The organism is Hamadaea flava (assembly GCF_024172085.1).
GTDB lineage: Bacteria > Actinomycetota > Actinomycetes > Mycobacteriales > Micromonosporaceae > Hamadaea > Hamadaea flava.
The window spans coordinates 8,593,234-8,615,431 of record NZ_JAMZDZ010000001.1 but is presented as its reverse complement, the minus strand read 5'-3'; the positions used below and the strand labels follow the sequence as shown (position 1 = coordinate 8,615,431).

15 protein-coding genes are annotated in these 22,198 nt (G+C 69.1%); 1 reads left to right on the top strand and 14 read right to left on the bottom strand.

Annotated features, from left to right (window positions below; genetic code table 11):
* Positions 1-13: 13 nt before the first annotated feature.
* The 13 genes from HDA40_RS40095 to HDA40_RS40035 all read right to left on the bottom strand — a co-directional run bounded on the left by HDA40_RS40095 (position 14) and on the right by HDA40_RS40035 (position 19,268).
* Positions 14-2,803, bottom strand: a complete 2,790-nt coding sequence (locus tag HDA40_RS40095) for an AfsR/SARP family transcriptional regulator (RefSeq protein ID WP_253763306.1) — start codon at positions 2,801-2,803, stop codon at positions 14-16.
* Between the two features lie 352 nt (positions 2,804-3,155).
* Positions 3,156-5,873, bottom strand: a complete 2,718-nt coding sequence (locus HDA40_RS40090; RefSeq protein WP_253763305.1) for an exo-rhamnogalacturonan lyase family protein — start codon at positions 5,871-5,873, stop codon at positions 3,156-3,158.
* Positions 5,843-8,452 (bottom strand): exo-rhamnogalacturonan lyase family protein, encoded by a 2,610-nt coding sequence (locus tag HDA40_RS40085; RefSeq protein ID WP_253763304.1) that lies wholly within the window; start codon positions 8,450-8,452, stop codon positions 5,843-5,845. Before HDA40_RS40085 ends, HDA40_RS40090 begins: the two co-directional genes overlap by 31 nt.
* Positions 8,449-9,372 (bottom strand): carbohydrate ABC transporter permease, encoded by a 924-nt coding sequence (locus tag HDA40_RS40080; protein ID WP_253763303.1) that lies wholly within the window; start codon positions 9,370-9,372, stop codon positions 8,449-8,451. The genes HDA40_RS40085 and HDA40_RS40080 overlap by 4 nt, the downstream gene beginning before the upstream one ends.
* A gap of 13 nt (positions 9,373-9,385) precedes the next feature.
* Positions 9,386-10,378, bottom strand: a complete 993-nt coding sequence (locus HDA40_RS40075) for an ABC transporter permease (protein WP_253763302.1) — start codon at positions 10,376-10,378, stop codon at positions 9,386-9,388.
* 61 nt (positions 10,379-10,439) lie between these two features.
* Complete coding sequence (locus HDA40_RS40070) at positions 10,440-11,978, bottom strand: extracellular solute-binding protein (protein WP_253763301.1); 1,539 nt, start codon at positions 11,976-11,978, stop codon at positions 10,440-10,442.
* Positions 11,975-12,601 (bottom strand): YesL family protein, encoded by a 627-nt coding sequence (locus HDA40_RS40065; RefSeq protein WP_253763300.1) that lies wholly within the window; start codon positions 12,599-12,601, stop codon positions 11,975-11,977. Before HDA40_RS40065 ends, HDA40_RS40070 begins: the two co-directional genes overlap by 4 nt.
* Positions 12,602-12,845: 244 nt before the next feature.
* Positions 12,846-13,544, bottom strand: a complete 699-nt coding sequence (locus tag HDA40_RS40060; protein WP_253763299.1) for a glycoside hydrolase family 12 protein — start codon at positions 13,542-13,544, stop codon at positions 12,846-12,848.
* Positions 13,545-13,647: 103 nt separating this feature from the next.
* On the bottom strand, positions 13,648-14,277 hold the full coding sequence (locus tag HDA40_RS40055; protein ID WP_253763298.1) for a DUF1961 family protein: 630 nt from the start codon (positions 14,275-14,277) through the stop codon (positions 13,648-13,650).
* Positions 14,278-14,300: 23 nt separating this feature from the next.
* The gene (locus tag HDA40_RS40050; RefSeq protein ID WP_253763297.1) at positions 14,301-15,746 is read right to left on the bottom strand and encodes a rhamnulokinase; all 1,446 of its coding nucleotides are present in this window, start codon (positions 15,744-15,746) and stop codon (positions 14,301-14,303) included.
* Positions 15,743-17,764, bottom strand: a complete 2,022-nt coding sequence (locus HDA40_RS40045) for a bifunctional aldolase/short-chain dehydrogenase (protein WP_253763296.1) — start codon at positions 17,762-17,764, stop codon at positions 15,743-15,745. The genes HDA40_RS40050 and HDA40_RS40045 overlap by 4 nt, the downstream gene beginning before the upstream one ends.
* On the bottom strand, positions 17,764-18,939 hold the full coding sequence (rhaI, locus tag HDA40_RS40040; RefSeq protein WP_253763295.1) for an L-rhamnose isomerase: 1,176 nt from the start codon (positions 18,937-18,939) through the stop codon (positions 17,764-17,766). The genes HDA40_RS40045 and rhaI overlap by 1 nt, the downstream gene beginning before the upstream one ends.
* On the bottom strand, positions 18,939-19,268 hold the full coding sequence (locus HDA40_RS40035) for an L-rhamnose mutarotase (protein ID WP_253763294.1): 330 nt from the start codon (positions 19,266-19,268) through the stop codon (positions 18,939-18,941). The genes rhaI and HDA40_RS40035 overlap by 1 nt, the downstream gene beginning before the upstream one ends.
* Positions 19,269-19,601: 333 nt before the next feature.
* Between HDA40_RS40035 and HDA40_RS40030 the strand changes: the two genes are divergently transcribed.
* Positions 19,602-20,639 (top strand): LacI family DNA-binding transcriptional regulator, encoded by a 1,038-nt coding sequence (locus tag HDA40_RS40030; RefSeq protein WP_253763293.1) that lies wholly within the window; start codon positions 19,602-19,604, stop codon positions 20,637-20,639.
* 21 nt (positions 20,640-20,660) lie between these two features.
* Here HDA40_RS40030 and arfA read toward each other — a convergent pair whose 3' ends face one another.
* The gene (gene arfA, locus HDA40_RS40025; RefSeq protein WP_253763292.1) at positions 20,661-22,184 is read right to left on the bottom strand and encodes an arabinosylfuranosidase ArfA; all 1,524 of its coding nucleotides are present in this window, start codon (positions 22,182-22,184) and stop codon (positions 20,661-20,663) included.
* Between the last annotated feature and the right edge of the window lie 14 nt (positions 22,185-22,198).

Below are 22,198 nucleotides of genomic sequence, written 5' to 3'. Positions count from 1 at the left end.
CCACCGTCGCCCGTCACGACGGTGACTCGGTCGCGGCGAGTTTGGCTCGGACGCCGTCGACGTCGGGATGTCCGACGTCGACGAGGATCGCCTCCGCGGCCAGCCAATGGTCCCGGGCGGCGGGGCGTTCGGCCTTGGCCTGCCAGGCATCGCCGAGGTGGGTCAGCGTCACCGCCTCGCCGAGCCGGTCGCCGACCTCCCGGCACAGCTGCAACGCCCGTGTGAAGAAGCCGATGGCGATGTCGTGATCGTCGAGGCCGGAGTGAGCGGAGCCGATGCTGTCCAATGTCGCGGCTTGACCGTGCCGGTCGCCCAGCCGTTCGAAGATGACCAGCGCCGTCCGGCAGTTCTCGAGTGAGGTGACATGGTCGCCGAGCAACGCGTACCCGACCCCGGCCTCGTTGAGCGCCTTCGCATGTCCGATGTCGTTGCCATCGGCCTGGTAGAGATCACCGGCAAGTTCGCAATGGCGCACCATCTCCGCATATCGGCCCTCCCAGTGGTAGGTGCGTCCGATGCCACGCTGCACGTGTCCCTGCTCGGTGCGGTTGTCCGCACCCTCGAAGCCGGCGAGGGCGAGCGTGAACTGTGCCCGAGCCTCGTCAAGACGTCGCACCTGCGACAGCGCGTGACCTAGCTCCCGGTGGGCGCGGGCTCTTGCGGCCGGAACCGCGCCGCCTTCGGTCGCGGTCAGGGCATGGCGGCGGGCGGCGACCCAGTCGTGCCAATGGCCCTGGCGATGCAGGAAAGTGTCGAGACTCCAGGCGAGGTATTGGGTCTCGGCGTCCCATCCGTCCCGCGCGGTCCGCTCGATCAGCGCGGTCAGCACCGCCCGTTCGGTGGTCAACCAGGTGAGGGCCGCGCGGTGATCCTCGAAGAGTTCGTCGACGACGTCGTCGACGGCCGGCCGAGGAACGAAATGCGGAACCACCCGCTGCGGCCGGAGCAGGCGATCCGCACTGAATGCAGCACGGAGGTAATACTCGACGACGCGGCGTTTCGCGAGATCCAGCTCGCCCGCCGTGTCCACCGCCTCGGCCAACTCCGCGGCGTACGCCCCCAGCAGTTCATGGAACCCGTACCGGCCAGGCGAAGGCTGCATGAGCACGTGGGCCGCGGTCAGTTCGGCCAACAGCGGCCGCACCTGACGGATCGGCACGCCGAGCAGACTCGCAGCCGCAGGAATCCCGACATCCGGGCCCGGGTGTCCACCCAGCAGCCGGAACAACCTGGCGGCGGCAGGACTGAGCGTGCGGTACGACCACGAGAACGTCGCCCGCACGCTGATACTCGCGTCGGCACCGCTCAAGGCTTCGAGACTGCCATGTGCCTCCCGCAACTCGTTCGCGGTCGCGGCGAGCGGAAACGCCGGGTTCGTAACGGCTCGGGCCGCCACGATGGCCAACGCCAACGGCAGCCCGGCGCACAAGCTGATGATCTGCTCGACCGCCGCCGGCTCCGCCGCGACCCGCTCAGCGCCGACCCTGCGGCCGAGGAAATCGCGAGCCTGTTCGGCGGGCAACACGTCCAGCGTCACCGACTGAGCGCCTTCGACGGCGACCAGACCGGCCATGGTGTTGCGGCTGGTGATGATCGCCAGGCAGCCGCCGGCACCTGGCAGCAGCGGCCGCACCTGCTCGACGTCGCGAGCGTTGTCCAGCAGGACCAGCATCCGGCGTCCGGTCAGCAGGCTACGGTACAGCGCCGCCTGGGCATCCACGTCGGTCGGGACACTCTGCGGCGCGACACCCAGCGCATCCAGGAAACCACGCAGCGCCTGCTCGGGGCGCATCACGTCCGCTTCCGCCGAGAAGCCGCGCAGGTTCACGTATAGCTGTCCATCGCTGAACTGGTCGGCGACCTGATGCGCCCAGTGCACAGCGAGGGTGGTCTTGCCGACCCCCGCCATGCCGCCGATCGCGCTGATCACCACCGTCGTCGACGTCTCCGCGCCCGGATGCATACCCAACCCGCGAGCTAGTTCGGTCCGCCGGCCGACGAACGTGGCCGGGGCCGCCGGCAGCTGCGCCGGACGAGGCCGGTGCGCCGGCTCTGACGGGCCGACTGGGGCGCCGGCCGGTGCTGTGTCGCCACGCAGTACCGCTGCGTGCGCCGCCGCCAACTCGGTGCCTGGATCGATGCCCAGCTCATCCGCGAGCTGCTCGCGGACCCGCTGATACACGACGAGAGCTTCGGCCTGCTGGCCGGCCGCGGCCAAGGCAAGCACCAGCCCGGCCTGCAACGGCTCGTCGAGCGGGGCACGCACCGCCGCGTCTCGCAGCATCGGTAGCAGCCGATGCACCTGGCCGGCACGAACCCCGGCCTCGGCAGCGTCGCGTGCCGTTGTCAGGAACTCACGCTCCACCGCCGCGAAGACTGGATGCGCACGGGCGTCGGCATCGATCCCGGCCGCGCACGCGCCATGCCACAGCTCCAGCGCATCGGCGTACAACACCGCAGCCTGCCCGACGTCGGCCGCCTGGCTGGCCTGCCGGCGCACCGCCCGAAACCGCAGCAAGTCAACATCATCGATGCCGACGTCCAGCCGGTACCCACCCGCCCAACGCACTAGCCACCGGCCTGTCGATCGCACCGGCAGCTCCGGCTCCAGCAACCGCCGTAGCACCCCGATGTGGCGGTGCACCACGTTCACCGCGGTATCCGGCGGGTCCGCACCCCACAACACATCCACGACCTCACTCAGGCTGACCGGCTCTCCAGCCCGCACCAGCAGCAGCGCCATCAGCGCCCGCTGCTGCGGTCCACCCAGATCGACCTCCTCGACGCCACGCCACGCACGCACCGGGCCCAAAACCGTGAACCGCACGTCAACGCCCGACAACAGATTCACCGCCCGGCAGCCTTACCGCGCCGGTGACGGCGAACGCCGGCAGCACCGCCACATCGGGCACCAGGGCGGCGCGGCCTCCAACGCCCTTGGCCGAGCGGGTCCGGCGACCTCTGGGGTCCCGAAACCGGGAAACGATCATGATCACACGTCGAGCATCCAGCCACTACCACCCGATGTCTATCAGGTGCTCGGCGTCCCACCTCCAGCCGGACGACCGAGCGAGCTCTCCCGAGGGCGGCGCGCCGGCGCCTACCTGGCATCGCTCCTGAGCCCGGGGTACGCCCCGGGCCCAGGAGCAGCCGAGCTACGGCGCGATGATCTTGTCGCCGATGAGGGCAAGGTTCTGGATCGCGGCCAGTCCGTAGAGCGCGGTCGTGTTGGTGGACACCCAGGTCGCGGCCTCGGTCGGGTTGAGCGTCGAGGTGACCTCCTTGCTGGTCCACGGCAGCGCGGGCCCGTAGCCGTCGCCGGTGTAGAACTCCTTCCAGGCTCGGGTGGCCAGGTCGTCACGGTTCAACCGGACGGCCGCGTACGCGGTGAGCCGCGCATGCCCCTGCTTGAGGATGAGGTTGCCGAAGTTCGCCCCGCACTCGGCGGCCTGCTCGGTCTTGGAAGCGTTGAACAATCGGCAGTACTGGAGCCAGGCGTTCTCGAAGCCGGGCACCTCGACCAGGCCGATGACCTCGGCGCAGATCTCGACCTGGCCGAACATGGCACTCAGGTGCGAGACGCTGACGGTCTTGGCGGCGACCGGCGCGAACCGGCCGGTGTCGAGGTCGTAGAGCCCGCTGCCGGTGACGAACCCGTTCGGCATCGCGGCGATCGTCTCCATCGTGCCGAGCAGCTTCGCCTTCGCCAGGTCGGCCTTGGGGCCGTGGCGTTCCCATTCGGTCAGCCAGGCGGCGGCCAGGCCGCTCCAGTCGGTGCCGAGCCCGATGGACAGCGCGTGCGGGTCCGGTGTGTACGGCTCGGTGCGGATCTTGCGGAGCGGGTCGAGGACCAGGAACGTGCGATCGGAGTCGACGAGCTGCGACAGCAGGTCGCCCGTACGCTCGTCGGCGGTCAGGTAGTAGTAGACGCGACGGTAGACCGCGGTGCTGATGCGTTGTTGTTTGGCGCTGTCGGCCCAGTGCTGCACCCCGTGCCGGGTGCCGAGCCCGGCCCATTTGCCGAGGTGGTAGACGTCGACCTCACCGGTGTGCCGGGTCATCGCCTCGGCGAACCGGAAGATGTCGGCCCGGCCGGAGCGCAGGAAGGCGTACCAGAGCCAGAGGTCGGGCGACAGTTCGGAGTTGTCCCACGCGTAGCCGCCGATGTCGTAGCGCCAGACGAGGCGGTCTTCGTCGAAGGTGTGCATGATGTCGCCGTAGTCCCAGAAGCCGTACCAGTGTCGCTGATCCACCTGCCGCTGGTAGAAGCCGAACAGGAAGTCCAGGTGGTCCTCGATGACGGCCTTCACCGGGTTCGACCGGTCGACCGGCGCGAACAGGCCGCCGAAGACCTTGCTGGTCACCAGATGCCCGACCGGGTTGATCAGCTGCGGCGGCGTACGCACCTGGTCGGCGATGTCGGCGAGCCGGTCCGCCGACGGGGTCGCGGCCAGCGCCCAGAAGGTCAGCTCGCTGGTGCGGGCGATGCCGTAGGGCGTGCCGAACGCGGGCTCGTAGTCCTCGTAGGTGATCTCCAGGCCTTGAAGCTGCTCGGGATAGGTGTCCTGCCCCATCCCGTCGTGGTAGAACCGCATGTCCATCGGCTCGGCCTGCGGCGACCACAGCCAGACGGTGACCTCGGCCTCCTCGGTGTGTGCCTGGCGGATGTCGAGCTGGGTGGGGTGCCGCTGCCAGAAGTCGCGCAGACCGAACGCGAATCCGCCGCTCACCCCGCCGACGTAGCCGACGCCCGAGGCCCGGCGGCCCTGGTCGACGCCGATCCAGCCGTAGCCCTTCTTCGTGCGCTTCTTCACCGTGAACCCGTCGGCCGACAGTTGGCTCAGGGTGTAGTCGCCCCATTCGGGGATGTACTGCAACCGGGTGGTGACCCGTTGGTCCCAGGTGGACGGATCGGCCAGCTTGGCCCCGGCGACCTGCGCGGCGCGTACGCTCGCGGCCGGGTCGCGGCGCAGGCCGGTGATGCCTTTGACGGCCTCGGTGAGCATGCCGTGCCCGTCGCCGACGAAGCGCACATGCCGGTCGTACGCGGCGTCGCGCATCGGGACCCGGAAGCGTACGCCCAAGCCGGCGATGTAGTCGCGGGTGCCGTCGCGGTCGTAGACGAACGTGTGCATCATGCGGATGTTCTCCGCGCCCGCGTAGAAGTACAGCCGGACGGTGAACGGCAGCCAGGACTTGCCGCGTTCGTTGGTGTGCGTTCCCTCGATCCGCACGACCGCGCGGACCGGCCCGGACTGTTCGACAGTGACGGAGGTGATGTCGCTGTCGAAGCGGTCGCGCGGGGCGGCCTTCTCCTCGTCCTCCTCGATGTGGTCCTGGCGCAGGTTGACGAGTACGCCCTTGCGCGCGATCTCGACGTCGCCGCGCCAGATCTGGCTGATCAGCTCCCGCCCGTTCTTGCGGATCCGGGCGCGGATGACGCCGGTGTCGACGTCGAGGTAGCTGTGCTGGTCGGTGACGGTGACAGCGGTCTCGGGAAGGGCCGGAGTTCCGGCGGCCAAGGTGTACGAGTCGGCGGGGGCCGATACGGCGGTGGCGTGGGCGCTCCATTTGAGCGTCCCGTCGGGCCAGTACGCCAGCGGCCAGCTCTGCATCGGCACGGCCCCACCGTCCGCAGTGGACAGCTGGAACGTCTGGTCGCCGGGGACCGCGCCTTGCGGCCACGGCGTACCCCAGGTGGTGGTCGCGGGAGTGCCCGGCGCGCCTTCGAGCCAGGTCAGGTGGACGTCGGGGACGGCGGCAGCGGCGTATGCGGCGGTGGAGACGCCGAGCGGCCCGAGGTCGGGCAGGAAGGTGGTCAGCGGTACGCCGGCCAGGCCGGCTAGGACGGTGCGTCGTCTGATCGGCTCCATGGGTGGTGACCTCCGAATTCAGTTGGGCGTTGGGCTGCGGCGAGCGCGAGCAACTGGATTGCGGCTAGCCCGTATTGAGCGGCGTCGTTGGTGCTCACGAAGGCCGCTTCGTCGACGGGCATGAGCACGGTTGTGCCGGTGATCCGGGTGGTCTTCCATTGCGGTTGGCGTTGCAGCGGGTTGGTGTTGAGCTGATCTCCTTCGTCGAGGGTGAACGTGCGCCAGGCGAGGGCGGCCAGGTCTGGGTCCCCCGTCCGGGCGGCGGCGTACGCGGCCAGGCGGCTGTGAGCCTGGACGAGTGAGACGCCCACCAGCGGCGCCCCGAGTTCGGCGGTCTGCTGCTCGGGCGTGGCCAGGTAGAGCCGGCAGTAGTCCAGCCAGGCCCGGTCGAAGCCGGGTTGGTCGAGGTCGAGGCCGAGCAGTTCGGCGACGATCTCGGGCAGCCCGAACATGGCCGACAGGTGCGAGACGCCGAACTCGCCGGCCGCCGGGTCGATCCGCCCGGTACGCAGGTCGAATCGGGCGTTGCCGGTGAAGAAACCATGCGGCAGTGCGCCGATGTCGGCCATCGTGCCGAGCAACCGGTCGCGGGCCTCGGTGTCGCCGTGGCGTTCCCAACGGGTCAGCCAGGCGGCGGCCAGCGATCCCCAGTCGGTGCCCAGCCCGATCGAGAGCGCCGCCGGGTCGGGCGTGTAGTCGTCGGTGCGGATCTTGCGGATCGGGTCGATCGCGAGGAACGTCGTCTCCGGCGTGGTCAGCTCGTCGAGCAGGTCGCCCGTACGCTCGTCGGCGGTCAGGTAGTAGTAGAAGCGGCGGTAGGCGGCGTTGGAGATGCGCAGCTGCTTGCAGCTGCATCCCCAGTGCTGCACGTTGTGCCGGGAGCCCAGGCCCTGCCATTGCCCGAGGTGATAGACGTCGACCTCGCCGGTGTGGCGGGTCATCGCCTCGGCGAACCGGAAGACGTCGGCCCGCCCGGTGCGCAGGAACTGGTACCACAGCCACAGGTCGGGTGACAGCTCCGAGTTGTCCCAGGCGTACCCGCCGATGTCGTAGCGCCAGGTGTGCCGGTCGGGGTCGTAGGCGTGCATGACGTCGCCGTAGTCCCAGAACCCGTACCAGCGGCGCTGTTCGCGCTGGCCCACGTAGAAGTCGAACAGGAAGTCCAGGCGCTGTTCGATGTCCGAGTGGCGCTTGTCGGGCAGTGCCCAGCTGCCGAACACCTTCGCCGCGAGCAGCCGGTCCGGTGCGGCGGTCAGCAGTCCCGGCGCGTTCATGGCGGCCTGGTCGGCGGCGAGGTCGTCGTGCGACGGGGTGGCGCCGTGCACCCGCAGGCTCAGCTCGTGCGTACGGGCCACGCCGTAGGGCGTGCCGAAGCCGGGCTCGTAGTCCTCGTAGGTGATCTCCAGCCCTTGCAGCTGGTCGGCGTAGGTGTCCTGGCCGAGTCCGTCGTGCCAGTACCGCAGGTCCATCGCGGGCGCGCTCGGCGACCACAGCCACACCGTCGCGGTCGCGACGTCGGCCGCCGCGTCGCGGACGTCCAGCCGGGTCGGGTGCAGCTTCCAGAAGTCGCGAAGGCCGAAGCCGAGCCCGCCGCCGGTCGCGCCGCCGACGTAGGCGTACCCGCCGGATCGAGTGCCGGACGGGACGGTGATCCAGGCATGGCCGGGTCGGGTCCGCTTGCGCAGCACGAATCCGTCCGCACTGGACTGATCGAGGGTGTGGTCGTTCCACGCGGGCACGAAGTCCAGCAGCTCGGCGACACCGGGCTCGATGCCGGTCACCTGACGTCCGGCGATCTGCGCCTGCCGCGCCGCTGCGCCCGGGTCACGGCGCAACCCGGTCAGGCCGCGGACCGCCTCGGTGAGGAACCCTTCGGCTCCAGCGATGCGGACGTGCCGATCGTGCAGCGGGTCCCGCATCACGACGTCGGCGGTCAACCCGAGCCCGGCCAGGAAGTCGCGCTCGGGGTCGCCGTCCCAGACGAACGTGTGCATCACGCGTACGTCGCTCTGACCTGCGTAGAAGTAGAGCCGGAGGTGGAACGGCAGCCAGTCGCCGTGCCGCCCATCCAGGCGCACGACCGCGCGTACCGGACCGTCCTGCTCGACCGTGATCCGCTCGACCGTGCCGGTGGTCCGGGTCCGACGGCGGCCGCCGTCGTCGTCCGGGCCGTCCTGCCGCAGGCTCACCATCCGGACGTCGCGCACGACCCCGCGGCCGTCGTGCTCGATCGACGCGATCACCGCAGGCGCACGCAGGGTCCAGGTCACCGCGCCGGTGCGGACCCGCACCTCGTCGCCGGTCCGCGTCACGGTCACCGGCTCCGCGGGCACGCTCGGCTCCACCCCGGGCATCAACTCGTACGCCGAAAGGGGCGGACCGGCCGGGGAGATCGCGTGGGCAGTCCACTTGATCGAGCCGTCCGGCCAGGTGGCGGTGGTCCAGCTCTGCAGCGGGGTGCCGTCCGCCAGCGCGAACGGGGTTCCGGCAGCAACTGTGCCCCGCGGCCAGGGCACGCCCCATGTGGTCCCGTTACCGGTCGGCCCGTCGAGCCAGCGCACTGTCGTGGCGGCCGTCATTCCTTGACCGACCCGATCAGGACGCCCTTGGCGAAGTGCTTCTGCAGGAACGGATACACCAGCAGGATGGGCAGCGTCGCCAGCACGATGATGGCGAACTTGACACCCTGCTGCGGGAAGAACGCACCCTCCAGGGCGTTGAGGGCGTTCTCGGAGTCCGCGTTCGCCGCGGTGAGCTGCCGGACCAGCACCTGGAGCGTCCATTTGCGCTCGTCGTCGATGTAGAGCAGTGGCGACATGTAGTCGTTCCAGATGCCGACCGCGTAGAACAGCGAGAACGTCGCGATCACGGGTTTGGACAGCGGCAGGACGATCCGCCAGAACACCCCGAGTTCGTTGCAGCCGTCGATGCGCGCGGCCTCTTCCAGCGCCTCCGGCAGCTCCTGGAAGAAGCTCTTGACGATGAGCAGGTAGAACGGGTTGATCGCCAGCGGCAGGATCAGCGCCCAGTAGCTGTCGAGCAGGCCCAGGTCGCGGACGACGAGGTAGGTGGGGATCATGCCGCCGCTGAACACGAGGGTGAACACGACCAGGTTGATGGCCATGGTCCGGCCCGGCAGCGCGCGCTTCGACAGCGGGTACGCCATCGTCAGCGTGAGCCCGACCTGGACGACGGTGCCGACCGCCGTGACGCAGATCGTCGTGAGCAGGGCGCGCAGGAACGTTCCGCTGGCGAAGATGTAGTCGTAGCCGTCGGTGACGAACTTCTGCGGCCAGAGGAAGAACGGCCGGGAGTCGATCTCCGCCTCGGTGGCGAACGACCCGGCTACCACGTAGAGCAGCGGCAGCACGGTGATGGCCGCCAGCGCGAGGAGGACGACGACGTTGAGGACGTCGAAGACCCGGCTGCCGGCCGATTCGTGGTGCCGGACCCCGCGGCGACGCTGGGCCGCCGGCCCGGCGACGTTGTCGATTGCCATGATCGGCGTCCCCTCAGTACAGGCCGCGCTGGCCGAGACGTTTGGCCAGCCAGTTCGAGCCGGCGATCAGCAGTACGCCGGTGGCGCCTTTGAACAGGCCGACGGCCGTGGAATAGCTGTACGCGCCCTGCGTGATGCCGATGTAGTAGACGTACGTGTCGAACACGTCGGACACCGACCGGTTCAGCGAGGTGGTCATGAGCCAGATCTGCTCGAACCCGGAGTCCAGCAGGTGGCCGGAGGTCAGGATGGCCATCACGACGATCGCGGGCCGGATCGCCGGCAGCGTGATGTGCCACAGCTGCCGCCAGCGCCCGGCGCCGTCGACCCGGGCCGCCTCGTAGAGCTGGGTGTCGACGCCCGCGAGCGCGGCCAGGTAGATGATCGTGCCCCAGCCGGTCTGCTTCCACAGCAGTTGCAGCACGATGATCGGCCGGAACCAGGTCTCCTGCGCCACGTAGTCGACCTGTTCGCCGCCCACGAGGGTGTGGATGAAATTGGCGAGGACTCCGAAGTCGACGGAGAACAGCAGGTAGGTCAGCGATGCCACGATCGTCCACGACAGGAAGTGCGGGATGTAGATCAGCGACTGGATCGATCGCTTGACCAGCACCGTACGCAGCTCGTTGAGCATCAGCGCGACCACGATGGGCGCCGGGAAGACGAACACGATCGTCAGCAGCGCCAGGATCAGGGTGTTGAGCATCAGCCGGCCGAAGTCGGGACCGGCGAACAGCGTCTGGAACTGCTTGAACCCCACCCATGGGCTGCCCGAGTAGCCCAGGAACGGCAGGTATTCCTTGAACGCGATGTGCAGGCCGTACATCGGCCAGTACTTGAAGACCAGGAAGTACACCACGCCGGGCAGCAGCATGACGTACAGCCAGCGATGCCGCAGCGCCGACGCGAGTACGCGGCCGGGCGCCCGGCGAGCGGCGCGGCCGGACGGCGGCCGGCTGGTCTTCGGAGTCTCCGGTGTCACACCGGGGACGAGGTCGGTGGCCAACGCCGCCTCCCATCGAGGGGTCGGGAGGGCCCGGCCAGGTCGGCCGGACCCTCCGTGACGGTCACTTGAGCTTTGCCACCAGGTCGTTGGTCTCCTGGGCCACCTGGGTGCCACCGCTGTCGTACCAGCGCTTGATCTCGGCCTTGAGCTGGTCCTCGGTGATCGCGCCGGACAGGTACTTGATCCGGGCGTCCGGGATGATCAGGTTGAGCGTCGCGCCCTTCTGCACCAGGGTCGGCGAGATGACCGCCAGTGCCGGGTTGTGCACCGCCGTCTTGAGGTCCTCGGTCATCAGCGTGGCGCGCAGGTCGTAGAGCTTCTGCGACACCTGGTCCCCGTACGCCGGCGCGAACTGGCCGACACCGACGCTGGCCCGGGTGCCGAGCTGGATGAACGCCTTGTCCACATCGTTCTGGATGATCTTGACGGCCGGGTCGTCCTGATTGATCGGGACCGCCTTGCCGTTGTCGACCTTGTAGTTGCGGCCCTCGATGCCGTTGCTGAGCAGCGCCGAGCCCTCCTTGGACTCCAGCTTGTCCAGCACCGTCAGCAGCTCGTCGAGTTGCTTGTCGGTGCGTACGCGCTGCTTGGAGATGGCCAGCACGTTGTTGTAGCCGGTGAACGGGGCGGAGAACTTCTGGCCGTCCGACCGCTTCAGGTTGCCCACCATGACGACCTTGTCGATGTCGTTGGGGGTCTTCTGCTTGAACAGGTCGATCAGCTGGTTCGCCCGGACGTTGACGTCGATGATGATGCCGCCCTTGCCCTGGACGAACGGGTCGTTCCAGTTGGCGCTGTCCAGGGTGGCGAAGTCCTTGTTGACCAGGCCCTCGTCGATCCACTTCTTCAGCTCACGGTTGGCCTGGAGGAACTCGTCGGTGTCGAAGCCGGGCACGAGCTTGCCGTTACGCTCGCCCCAGCCGTTGGGCGCCCCGAACCAGGTCTCCATCACGTCGTACGGGCTGGAGCTGGCGTAGCCGCCGGGCCACTTCGGAATGATCAGACCGTAGGTGTCCTTCTTGCCGTTGCCGTCGGGGTCCTGCTCGGTGAACGCCTTGGCGATCTTGTACAGGTCGTCGACCGACTGCGGCTCGGTCAGGCCGACCTTGGCCAGCCAGTCCTTGCGGATGACCACGGCCGAGCGCAGCAGCGGCCGGATCCGGTAGACGCCGTAGACCTTGCCGTTGACCGAGGAGTTGCGCTCGGTCTGCGCGTCGGCGGCCTTGAGGTTCGGGTACTTGTCGAGCTTGCCGGTCAGGTCCCAGAACGCGCCGGCCTCGGCGGCCTTGACGAACGTCGGGGCCTTCTCGTCGACCACCATCACGTCGGGGATCTTGTTGGACGCCAGCACGACGTTGGTCTTGTCGTTGTAGTCCGCGTTGGGCACCCAGCTGATGTCGAGCTTCTTGCCGATCAGCTTCTCGACGGCCTTCTGCAGTTCCCCGTCGGCGGCCGGCGCGGTGCCGAACAGGCGGGTCATCATGCTGATCGTGTCGAGCGATGTCTGCTCCGGTTCGTCGCCGCACGCGGCGACGCCGAGGACGCCGGCGAGTGCGAGCCCGGCCGCCAGCAGCCGGCGACGCAGGGTCGGTGTCGTCATGAGAGTCCTTTCGATTGAAGACGCGCCTCGTTCTCCGCGAAGAAGCGGAGGCAGAGCCAGGTGTCGAGCTGGATCCAGCCGCCGATCGCCACGACCGCCAGGAAGGGGTAGGCCTGGACCGCGTAGACGAATGCCGCGAGGAGCAGCAGCAGCAACGCCGACGCGGCCGGACGGGTGAGGGCGAACAGCGACGCCTTGGGCAGATAGGCGAAGGTGCGCAGGTCGTAGTGAGCGGCCATGGGCAGCAGGTACGCCGTCACCACCAGCAGCGCCACCAGGGCTACGCCGGTGATCGCCCGGGCGGTGGCTCCCGCCGGGCCCATGGTCGCGAAGTAGAAGTAGTTGGTGAGGAGCAACAACACGGCTCCGGCCAGCGGGAGAACCACGAGGGATCCCCGGCCGAACTCCCGGCGGAACTGCGCCGCGAACGCCGGCCAGATCTGAAACGATTCATTGCGAGCGTGCCGACGAGCCACCGCGTACGCGGCGAGCGTCGCCGGTCCGGCCCCGAGCACCACGCCACCGATCATTGTGAACACCAGCCAGCACAGGCCGAGCTGGAAGGCCCAGAACACTTCGTCGGCAGCCTCGTAGAGCCTGACCGACCAGGCAGGCGAGGTCATCGCGACCACCGATCGGATGGGGCGAGACCACGGGGAAGAACTCGTCGCTGCACCGGCGCCTGCCTTGCTACGAGGAGGTTACGGGGGAACTACTGGGGAAAAGGTAGCGTGACGTTAGCTTTGAATCGTCTCAATGTCAACGTCCATATTGGATGCTCAAAATCGGGCGGAAATGCACAGCGAGGCCCCCGCACCGGACCGACGACCGAACGCGAGAGCCTCGCACAGGCAGGTGCCTACTGGTCTACGTGGCGGTGATGGTGAGGTTGTTCGTCACGAAGTCCTTGCCGCCCGACGACGAGGTGATCTCGTAGCCGAACTGGACGTTGCCGATCGTGACATCGCCGAACCAACCCCGGTTCTTGATCCAAGTGCAGATCGCCTTGATGTCCACCGTCCCCGACGACGTGTTGCTCGTACGCACGAAGGAGTACACCTGGTTGGAGCCGTTGGAACCGCGGTAGACGTTCCACGAGTGGCCGCCGACGCTGACCGACGTCTGCAAGGTGCCGAGCGGGCCGACCGCGCCGTACTTGTTCATCCACAGCATGATCTCGTGCGCGTTGTCGCTCGACCACACGTCATACGCGCTGGTGAAGGCGACGCCGCTGGTCGGCACGGTGAGGTTGAAGGAGCTGCTGAGCGTGCCCAGCGCGCTGACCTTCTTGCCCGACCACTTGGTCGAGTTCGGGTACGCCTTGATCCCGCCGGTGTTCGGGTGGTTGGCCCAGACTCCCCAGTTGGTGGCGGAGTTGGCCCAGATCGTCTGCGGGCCGTAGCCGCTGCCCCAGACATTGTTGTAGAGCGTGTAGCCGCCGCTGGACCAGGTGCCCCAGCGATCGGTCGAGTACCACACGGCTGCCTGCGCCGGGGTCGACACCAGGCCGACCAGCACGATCGCGAGCAACGCCGCGCCCAGGCTCAGGCGCGCGGAACGAAGCATGACGGAACCTCCTTGATGACACATCGGAATATGTCACCGCGCGGTGCCCGCCACGTTAGTTGTGACACCAAACTAAGTCAAGCCCGGTCACGGATGCGCGGGATCAGAGAGAGGTGACGCGGAGGTTGGCGTACTCGCCGATCATCGGGGCCATCTGCCGGAAGCCGATCTTCCCGCCGGGCAGCGGATCGGTGTCGCGCCACCGGAAGGAGACCAGGTCGGCGACCTCGAAGACGATCTCGCCGCCGCGTACGGTCAGCCGGATCGGGTACGGGCCTTGGGCGTCCAGCGCCGCCGGCAACGGGTCGGGTCCCTGCGCCACCAGGTGGAATCCGTAGCTCTTGCGCAGGTTGCAGGTGTGCAGCCGCCGCTCCGACGGCCACATCCGGCGGAAATAGGAGACGTGGTACGCGTCCAGGTCGCCGTGGTGGTACTGCTGGTACGGGCCGGTCCGGGGCGCGAGGTCGAACAGATCCTCACCGCGCCGGCCGCGGGCGTGGAAGAACATGATGCACAGCCCGGGCTCGCCGATCGGCCAGAAGTCCCACTCCACCTGGATGTCCGGCCCGAAGTCGGCCGGGCACCACAGCACGATGTTGGCGTCCTGGCCGTCGTCGGGCGGACGCAGGCTCTCCAGCCGCAGCCGTCCCCTCGGGAACGACAGCGCCCCGTCGCCTTCGAGCCGGAAGCCGTCGAGGTCGGCCGGCGAACTCAACGCGTTGTGGTAGACCATCGACACTCCAGACGTGAAACATTTCAGAGGCGCCCGGCTGCCGCCCGCCAGCGGTCGGCGTCGCCCTGCGGCTCGTAACGCCGCACGGTGTGGGTCGTGCGGATCAGGTGGCGCAGGTCGGCCAGCCCGGCGCTGCCGCCGCCGACGGCTCGGGCCTGCACCAGCACGTTGCCCAACGCGGTCGCCTCCACCGGACCGGCCAGTACCGGCAGGTCGCAGGCGTCGGCGGTGAGCTGGCAGAGCAGTTCGTTGCGGGCGCCACCGCCGACGACGTGCACGACGTCGACCGCCCGGCCGGACAGCCGCTGGGCGTCCAGCACCGCCGCCCGATGGGCGAGCGCGAGGCTGTCCAGGATGCACCGGACGGTTTCGGCCGGGCTCTCCGGCGGACGCTGGCCGAGGCGTACGCACTGCTCGGCGATCCGGCTGGGCATGTCCCCGGGCGGCAGGAAGACGGCGTCCTCTGCGTCGACCACCGCCCGCAACCCGGGTACGCCCGCTGCCTGCCGTAACAGGTCGCCGAGGTCGGGATCGCCCCAGGCACGCAGCGACTCCTGCAGCAGCCACAACCCCATGACGTTGCGCAGATAGCGGACGGTGCCGTCCACCCCGGCCTCGTTGGTGAAGTTGGCCCTGCGGCTGTCGGCGGTCAACACGGGCGCGGGCAGCTCGACGCCGACCAGTGACCAGGTGCCGCAGGAGATGTAGGCGAAGTTCTCCCCCTCGGCCGGTACGCCCACCACCGCCGACGCCGTGTCGTGCGATCCGACCGCCGTCACCGGCGCGGTGTAGCCGATGTCGCGCGCCGCTTCGGGCCGCACGGGCCCGATCAAACCGCCGGGATCCCGTATGGGCGGCAGGAGTCCTGCGGGAAGACCGAGCGCGGTGGCCAGCTCGGCCGACCACTGTCCTGATTGGACGTCGAGGAGCTGCGTCGTGGACGCGTTGGTTCGCTCCGCCCCGATCTCGCCGGTCAGCCAATACCCGAGTAGATCGGGGATCAGCAGCAGCGTCTTGGCCGCCGCCAGCTGGGCGCTGTCCCGCGCGGCGGCGAGCTGGAAGATCGTGTTGAACGGCTGAAGCTGCAGCCCGGTGGTCGCGTACAGGCGCTCGGCGGGAATCTGACCCAGCACCTGGTCGGGGACTCCGTCGGTCCGGGCGTCGCGGTAGTGCACCGGGTTGCCCAGCAGCCGGCCGTCGGCGTCGAGCAGCCCGTAGTCGACGGCCCACGAGTCCACGCCGATGGACTCCACCGGCCCGGCGGCCCGCAGGCCGTCGAGGACTCCCCGATAGAGCCGCAGGATGTCCCAGTGCAGCGTGCCGCCCGCCCGGACCGGCAGGTTCGCGAAGCGGGCTGCCTCGGACAGCCCCAGTACGCCGTCGCCGGCCACGCCGGTCATCACGCGGCCGCTGGCCGCGCCGAGGTCGACCGCCGCCACCGTGACGGGACTGCCGAAGGGGCCGCTCATCGCAGGAAGGCCGCGGCGACCCCGGCGTCGACGGGCACGTGCAGACCGGTGGTGTGCGACAGCTCGGCGGAGGCGAGCACGAACACGGCGTTGGCCACGTGCTCCGGCAACACCTCTCGTTTGAGCAGGGTGCGCTGGGCGTAGAACTCCCCCAGCTGCTCCTCCGGTACGCCATACACCGCCGCACGCTGGGCTCCCCAGCCGGAGGCGAAGATCCCCGAGCCGCGTACGACGCCGTCCGGGTTGACGCCGTTGACCCGGATGCCGAACGCCCCGAGTTCAGCGGCGAGCAACCGCACCTGATGCGCCTGGTCCGCCTTGGCCGCCCCGTACGCGACGTTGTTCGGCCCGGCGAACACGGAGTTCTTGCTGGCGATGTAGACGATGTCGCCACCCATGCCCTGGTCGATCATGATCCGGGCGGCCTCCCGGGCGACCAGGAAGGACCCTCGGGCCATGACGTCGTGCTGCACGTCCCAGTCGGCCAGCGTGGTGTCCAGCAACGACCTGCTGATCGACAGGCCGGCGTTGTTGACGATCAGGTCCACCCCGCCGAAGGCGAGGGACGCCTGGCGCAGCGCTGTGCGTACCAGTTGCTCGTCCGTGACGTCGACAGTGACCGCGAGCGCCAGGTCTGGGCCCAGCGAAGCCGCGACCTGTGCGGCGGCTTCGCCGTCGCGGTCGGCGACCACCACGCACGCGCCTTCGGCCGCGAGCCGCAGCGCGACGGCCTTGCCGATGCCCGACCCGCCGCCGGTGACGAACGCGACCCGGGTGGCCAGGGGTTTCGGCTTGGGCATGCGAGCGAGTTTGGCCTCTTCGAGCGCCCAGTATTCGATGCGGAACTTCTCCGATTCGCTGATCGGCTGGTAGCGGGAGATGGCCTCCGCGCCGCGCATGACGTTGATGGCGTTGACGTAGAACTCGCTCGCGACCCGTGCGGTCTGTTTGTCGCGGCCGAAGCTGAACATGCCGACGCCCGGGACGAGCACGATCGCCGGGTCCGCGCCGCGCATCGGCGGTGAGTCGGGTTCGGCGTGCCGGTCGTAGTAGCTCGCGTACTCGGCGCGGTACTCGGCGTGCAGCTCGCGCAGCCGGGTCACGACCTCGTCGAACGGCGCGGTCGGCGGCAGGTCCAGGACCAGCGGCCGGACCTTGGTCCGCAGGAAGTGGTCCGGGCAGGAGGTACCCAGCGCGGCCAGCGCCGGATGCCGGGCGCGGCTGAGGAAGTCCAGCACGACCGGGTCGTCGGTGAAGTGGCCGACCTGCGGCCGGTCCGTCGAGGCCAGGCCGCGGATCAGCGGGGCGAGCGCGGCGGCCCGGTCCCGACGTCCGGCCTCGGGCAGCGGATCGTGGTCGACCTGGCCGAACGGCTCGGCCCGGCCGCGTTCGTCGATGTACGCCTGGGCCGTGGCGATGATCTCCAGCGACCGTTGCTCGCACTCCTCGCTGGTGGATCCCCAGGCGGTGATGCCGTGACCGCCCAGGACGCAGCCGATGGCCTGCGGGTGCGCCGCCTTGATCGCGGCGATGTCGAGACCGAGTTGGAACCCGGGCCGTCGCCAGGGCACCCACACGACACGGTCGCCGAAGCACTCCTTGGTCAGCGCCTCGCCGTCGGCCGCCGCCGCGAAGGCGATCCCGGCGTCGGGGTGCAGGTGGTCGACGTGCTCGGCGTCGACCAGGCCGTGCATCGCGGTGTCGATGCTCGGCGCCGCGCCACCCCGCCCGTGCAGGCAGTAGTCGAACAGCGCCACCATCTCGTCCTCGCGCTCGACTCCCGGGTAGACGCAGGTGAGCGCACGCAGCCGGTCCAGCCGCAGCACGGCCAGCCCGCCTTCGGTCAGCGTACCGAGGTCGCCGCCGGAACCCTTGACCCACAACAGTTCCACCGGCTCGCCGGTCACTGGGTCTTCGGCGGCGTCCTTTGCCGAGGTGTTGCCGCCGGCATAGTTGGTGTTGCGCGGATCAGCGCCCAGCCGACGCGATCGGGCGGTCAGCTCGTCTTTCGCCGCCATCAGGCGCCCCACCCGGCTTGCGTGCCGCCGACGCGTTCGGCCTTGACCTTCTCCAGGTACCCGGAGCGTTTGTAGGCCGCGATCGGGTCCGGGTCCAGGCCCAGGTCCGCACGCAGGTCACGCAGCAGCGGCCGGACGTCGGTGTTGTAGGCGTCCATCAGCACCGCGTTGGCCTCCAGCACGTCGCCCGCGTCCTGCGCGGCTTTCAACGCCGCATGGTCGACCAGCAGCGCTTTCGCGGTGGCTTCCTGCACGTTGAGGACCGACCGGATCACCGCCTGGATCTTCGGTTCCAGGTTGTGGCACTGGTCCAGCATGAACGCGATCCCCTTGTCCAGCTCGTCCGCGAGCACGATCTCGTGCATGATCCGGAACAGCTGGAACGGATCGGCCGACCCGACCATCAGATCGTCGTCCGCGTAGAACCGCGAGTTGAAGTCGAACCCGCCCAGCTTGCCCGCGCGCACCAGCATCGCCACGATGAACTCGATGTTGGTGCCCGGGGCGTGATGCCCGGTGTCGATCACCACCTGCGCCCGGTCACCCAGCGCGACACAGTGCAGGTAGGCGGTCCCCCAGTCCGGCACGTCGGTCAGGTAGAACGCGGGCTCGAACAGCTTGTACTCCAGCAACATCCGCTGCTGGTCGCCCAGCCGCGCATAGGTTTCGGCCAGCGCGTCGGCCAGTCTTCCCTGACGTGTACGCACATCGTCCTGGCCGGGATAGTTGGTCCCGTCGGAGAACCACAGTTTCAGATCACGCGACCCGGTGGCGTCCATGATGTCCACGCACTCGATCAGATGCGCGATCGCCTTACGGCGTACCGCCGGGTCGGGATTGGTGACGGAGCCCAGCTTGTAGTCGTCGTCCTGGAACACGTTGGCGTTGATCGTCCCCAGCACCACACCCAGCTCCCGGGCATGCCGGGCGAGGTCGGCGTAGTCGTCGACCTTGTCCCACGGGATGTGCAACGCCACCGACGGGGCCACCCCGGTGAACCGGTGCACCACGGCGGCGTCGGCGATCTTCTCGTACGGATCGCGCGGCACGCCCTCCTGTGCGAACACCTTGAACCGCGTCCCCGAATTCGCGTACGCCCACGAAGCGGTCTCGATCCGCTGCGCTCGCAACGCCACCGACACCCGGGTCGCCGTCTCCGGCGCGAGATCCGACATCACACATCTCCCAGCTGATCGGCAAGATTGAACACCTCGGTGAGCACCCGCATGTGCTGGTCGGGCCGGCCGGAGTCGAAGAACTCGGCCATCTGCGCTTGCCAGCGGGCGTTGACGTCGGTGGCGTCCATCGCCGCGAGCGCGGCGTCGAAGTCGTCGGTGAGCAGGTATCCCACCAGCAGGCCGTCTTCCCGCAGGAACAGGCTGTAGTCGTGCCAGCCGGTGTCGCGCAACGCGGCCAGCATGTCCGGCCAGACGTGGGCGTGCCGCTGCCGGTACTCCTCCAGCCGCTCGGGTCTGACTTGAAGGGTGAAACAGATCCGGCGCACGCGGGGCCTCCCAAGGGTCGGTTGGGCCAGGGGGTGATCCGATGGGCACGCCGCGCCGGGCCAACGCGTGAAACGTTTCACCATCGGCTGACAGAAACGGTAGAGACGGATCACCGACGCGTCAAGAGGTTCGGGCCGATCCATTGCGCCGGTCGCCCCCGCCGACCCTCCCCGTTGATCATGGAGTTAACTGTGGTCTCGACGGTGTGGCACGACTGGAAACTCCATGATCAACGAGGATCGGGCATCGGTTGCCGCTGAACGGCTGGTTGACGCGCCGACCGCAAGGGTGAGACGTTTCAACATCAGCGACGACGAATCAGGCGAGGGATCATGGCTGCTGCGAGCATCAAGGAGGTCGCCCGGCTGGCGGGCGTATCGCTGGGCACGGTCAGCAACGTGCTGAACCGGCCGGAGGCGGTGGCTCCGCAGACTCGCAAGCGCGTCCTCGACGCGATCAGCCAACTCGGCTACGTCCGCAACGACTCCGCCCGCCATCTGCGCGCCGGGCAGAGCCGGACCGTCGCGATCGTCGTCCTCGACGTGTCCAACCCGTTCTTCACCGACGTCGTCCGGGGCGCGGAGGGCGCGGTCGAGGACGCCGACGGCATGCTCATCGTCTGCAACAGCGGCGAGGACCGGTCCCGGGAAGAACGGCACCTGGAGATGCTGGAGGAGCAACGCGTACGCGGACTGCTCATCACCCCGGTGGACGACGGCCGCCACGAACGCCTGGAGCGGCTGATCGACCGGGGCATCCCGGTGGTCCTCGTCGACCGCGGCACGGGGCAGCCCAACCGCTGCTCGGTGGCCGTCGACGACCTGCTCGGCGGCCGGCTGGCCGCACAGCACCTCGCCGACCAGGGCCACCGCCGCATCGCCTTCGTCGGCGGTCCCGCGTCCATCCGGCAGGTCGAGGACCGGCACGCCGGAGCGGCCGCCGCCCTCGAGGAATACCCGGACACCGAGCTGCAGGTCGTCGAGACGCGGTCGCTGTCGGTGACCGCGGGCCGGGACGCCGCCGAGCGCATCTGCGCCCAGCCGGCCGATTCCCGGCCCACCGCCATCTTCTGCGCGAACGATCTGCTCGCCCTCGGGGCCTTGCAGGGCCTGACCGCCGGCGGGTTGCGCGTACCGGAGGACATGGCGCTGGTCGGCTACGACGACATCGACTTCGCCGCCGCGGCCGCCGTACCGCTCACCTCGGTCCGGCAACCCCGCGAGCAGCTCGGCCGAACCGCCGCCGAACTGCTGCTGGAGGAGGCCGAAGACCCCGAGCGCCACGGCCACCGGCACGTAGTGTTCCAGCCGCAGCTCGTCGTCCGCCAGTCCACTGTGAGCGGCACCCGGGCTCGCCGCGCCAAGTCCTAGCGAACTCCTCGCGCCAAGTTTCTAGGCCCGGACCAGCCGGATGACGTTCCACGACACCGGCGGCAGCGACACCCGCAGCGTCCCACCGTCGACCGCTGCCGACGTGTTCGGCTGCGGAGTCACCCGGTCCGGGTCGTCGGCGGTGTTGCGGGCGTACGCGTCGTCGCCGGCGAGCGTGGTGGCCTCGGCCAGCCGCACCGGCCCGAACGCCCGCGTGTCGACCTCCAGCGCCAGCGGCGCGTCCTGCGAGCGGTTGACGGCGAACACCGTCGTGGCCCCGGTCTGCTCGTCGTGGGTGGCGACCGCCTGCAGCAGGTCGACGTCGCCGTACTCGGCGGTCTGGTAGGTCGGCGAAACCGGCTCGACCCGCAGCACGTCGCCGACGGCGTACTGGGAGGTCTGGGCGAACGGGTGGAACGTGGTCTGCCGCCAAGCCCGCCCGCCGGGCTCGGTCATGATCGGGGCGATGACGTTGACCAGCTGCGCCAGGCTGGCCGAGGTGACCCGGTCGCTGTTGCGCAGCAACGTGATCAGCAGGCTGCCCACCACCACGGCGTCGGCGAGGTGGTAGTGGTCCTCCAACAGGCGGGGGGCCACCGGCCACTCGTCCTTGGGGAGCTCGCCTTGCAGCCGGCTCATGTACCAGACGTTCCACTCGTCGAACGAGATGTTGATGTGCTTCTTGGCGCGCTTCTTCGCGCGTACGTGGTCGGCGGTCGACACGACGTCGGCGATGAAGTTCTCCATGTTGACCGCGCTGGCCAGGAAGCCGCCGAGGTCGCCGTCCTTCTCCTCGTAGTACGCGTGGCACGACACGTAGTCCACGACGTCGTAGGCGTGGTCGAGGACGGTCGCCTCCCACTGCCCGAACGTCGGCATGCTCGATCCGCTGCTGCCGCAGGCGACCAGTTCCAGGTTCGCGTCGATCATCCGCATCGCCCGGCCGGTCTCGGCGGCGAGCCGGCCGTACTCGTCGGCGTTCTTGTGGCCGATCTGCCACTGGCCGTCCATCTCGTTGCCCAGGCACCACATGCGTACGCCGTGGGGCTGCTTCGCGCCGTTGGCCACGCGCTGGTCCGACAGCCGCGTGCCGCCCGGGATGTTGCAGTATTCGAGCAGGTCGAGTGCCTCCTGGACGCCGCGGGTGCCGAGGTTGACCGCCATCATCGGCTCCAGCCCGGCCTTGCCCGTCCAGCGGATGAACTCGTCGAGCCCGAACGTGTTGGGTTCGGTGCTGTGCCAGGCGAGGTCGAGGCGGCTCGGGCGGTCCTGCACCGGGCCGATGCCGTCTTCCCACCGGTAGCCGGAGACGAAGTTGCCGCCGGGGTAGCGCACCGTGCTGACGCCGAGTTCGCGGATCAGTTCCAGCACGTCGGTACGCAGGCCGTCGGCGTCGGCGGCTGGATGCCCGGGCTCGAAGATTCCGGTGTAGACACAGCGGCCGAGGTGCTCCACGAAGGAGCCGAAGGTACGCCGGGACACCGGCGCGACACGGAAGGCGGGATCGAGGGTGAATCGGGCGGTACGCGGGGTGGCGTGAGTCATCGTCTTCCCAAATG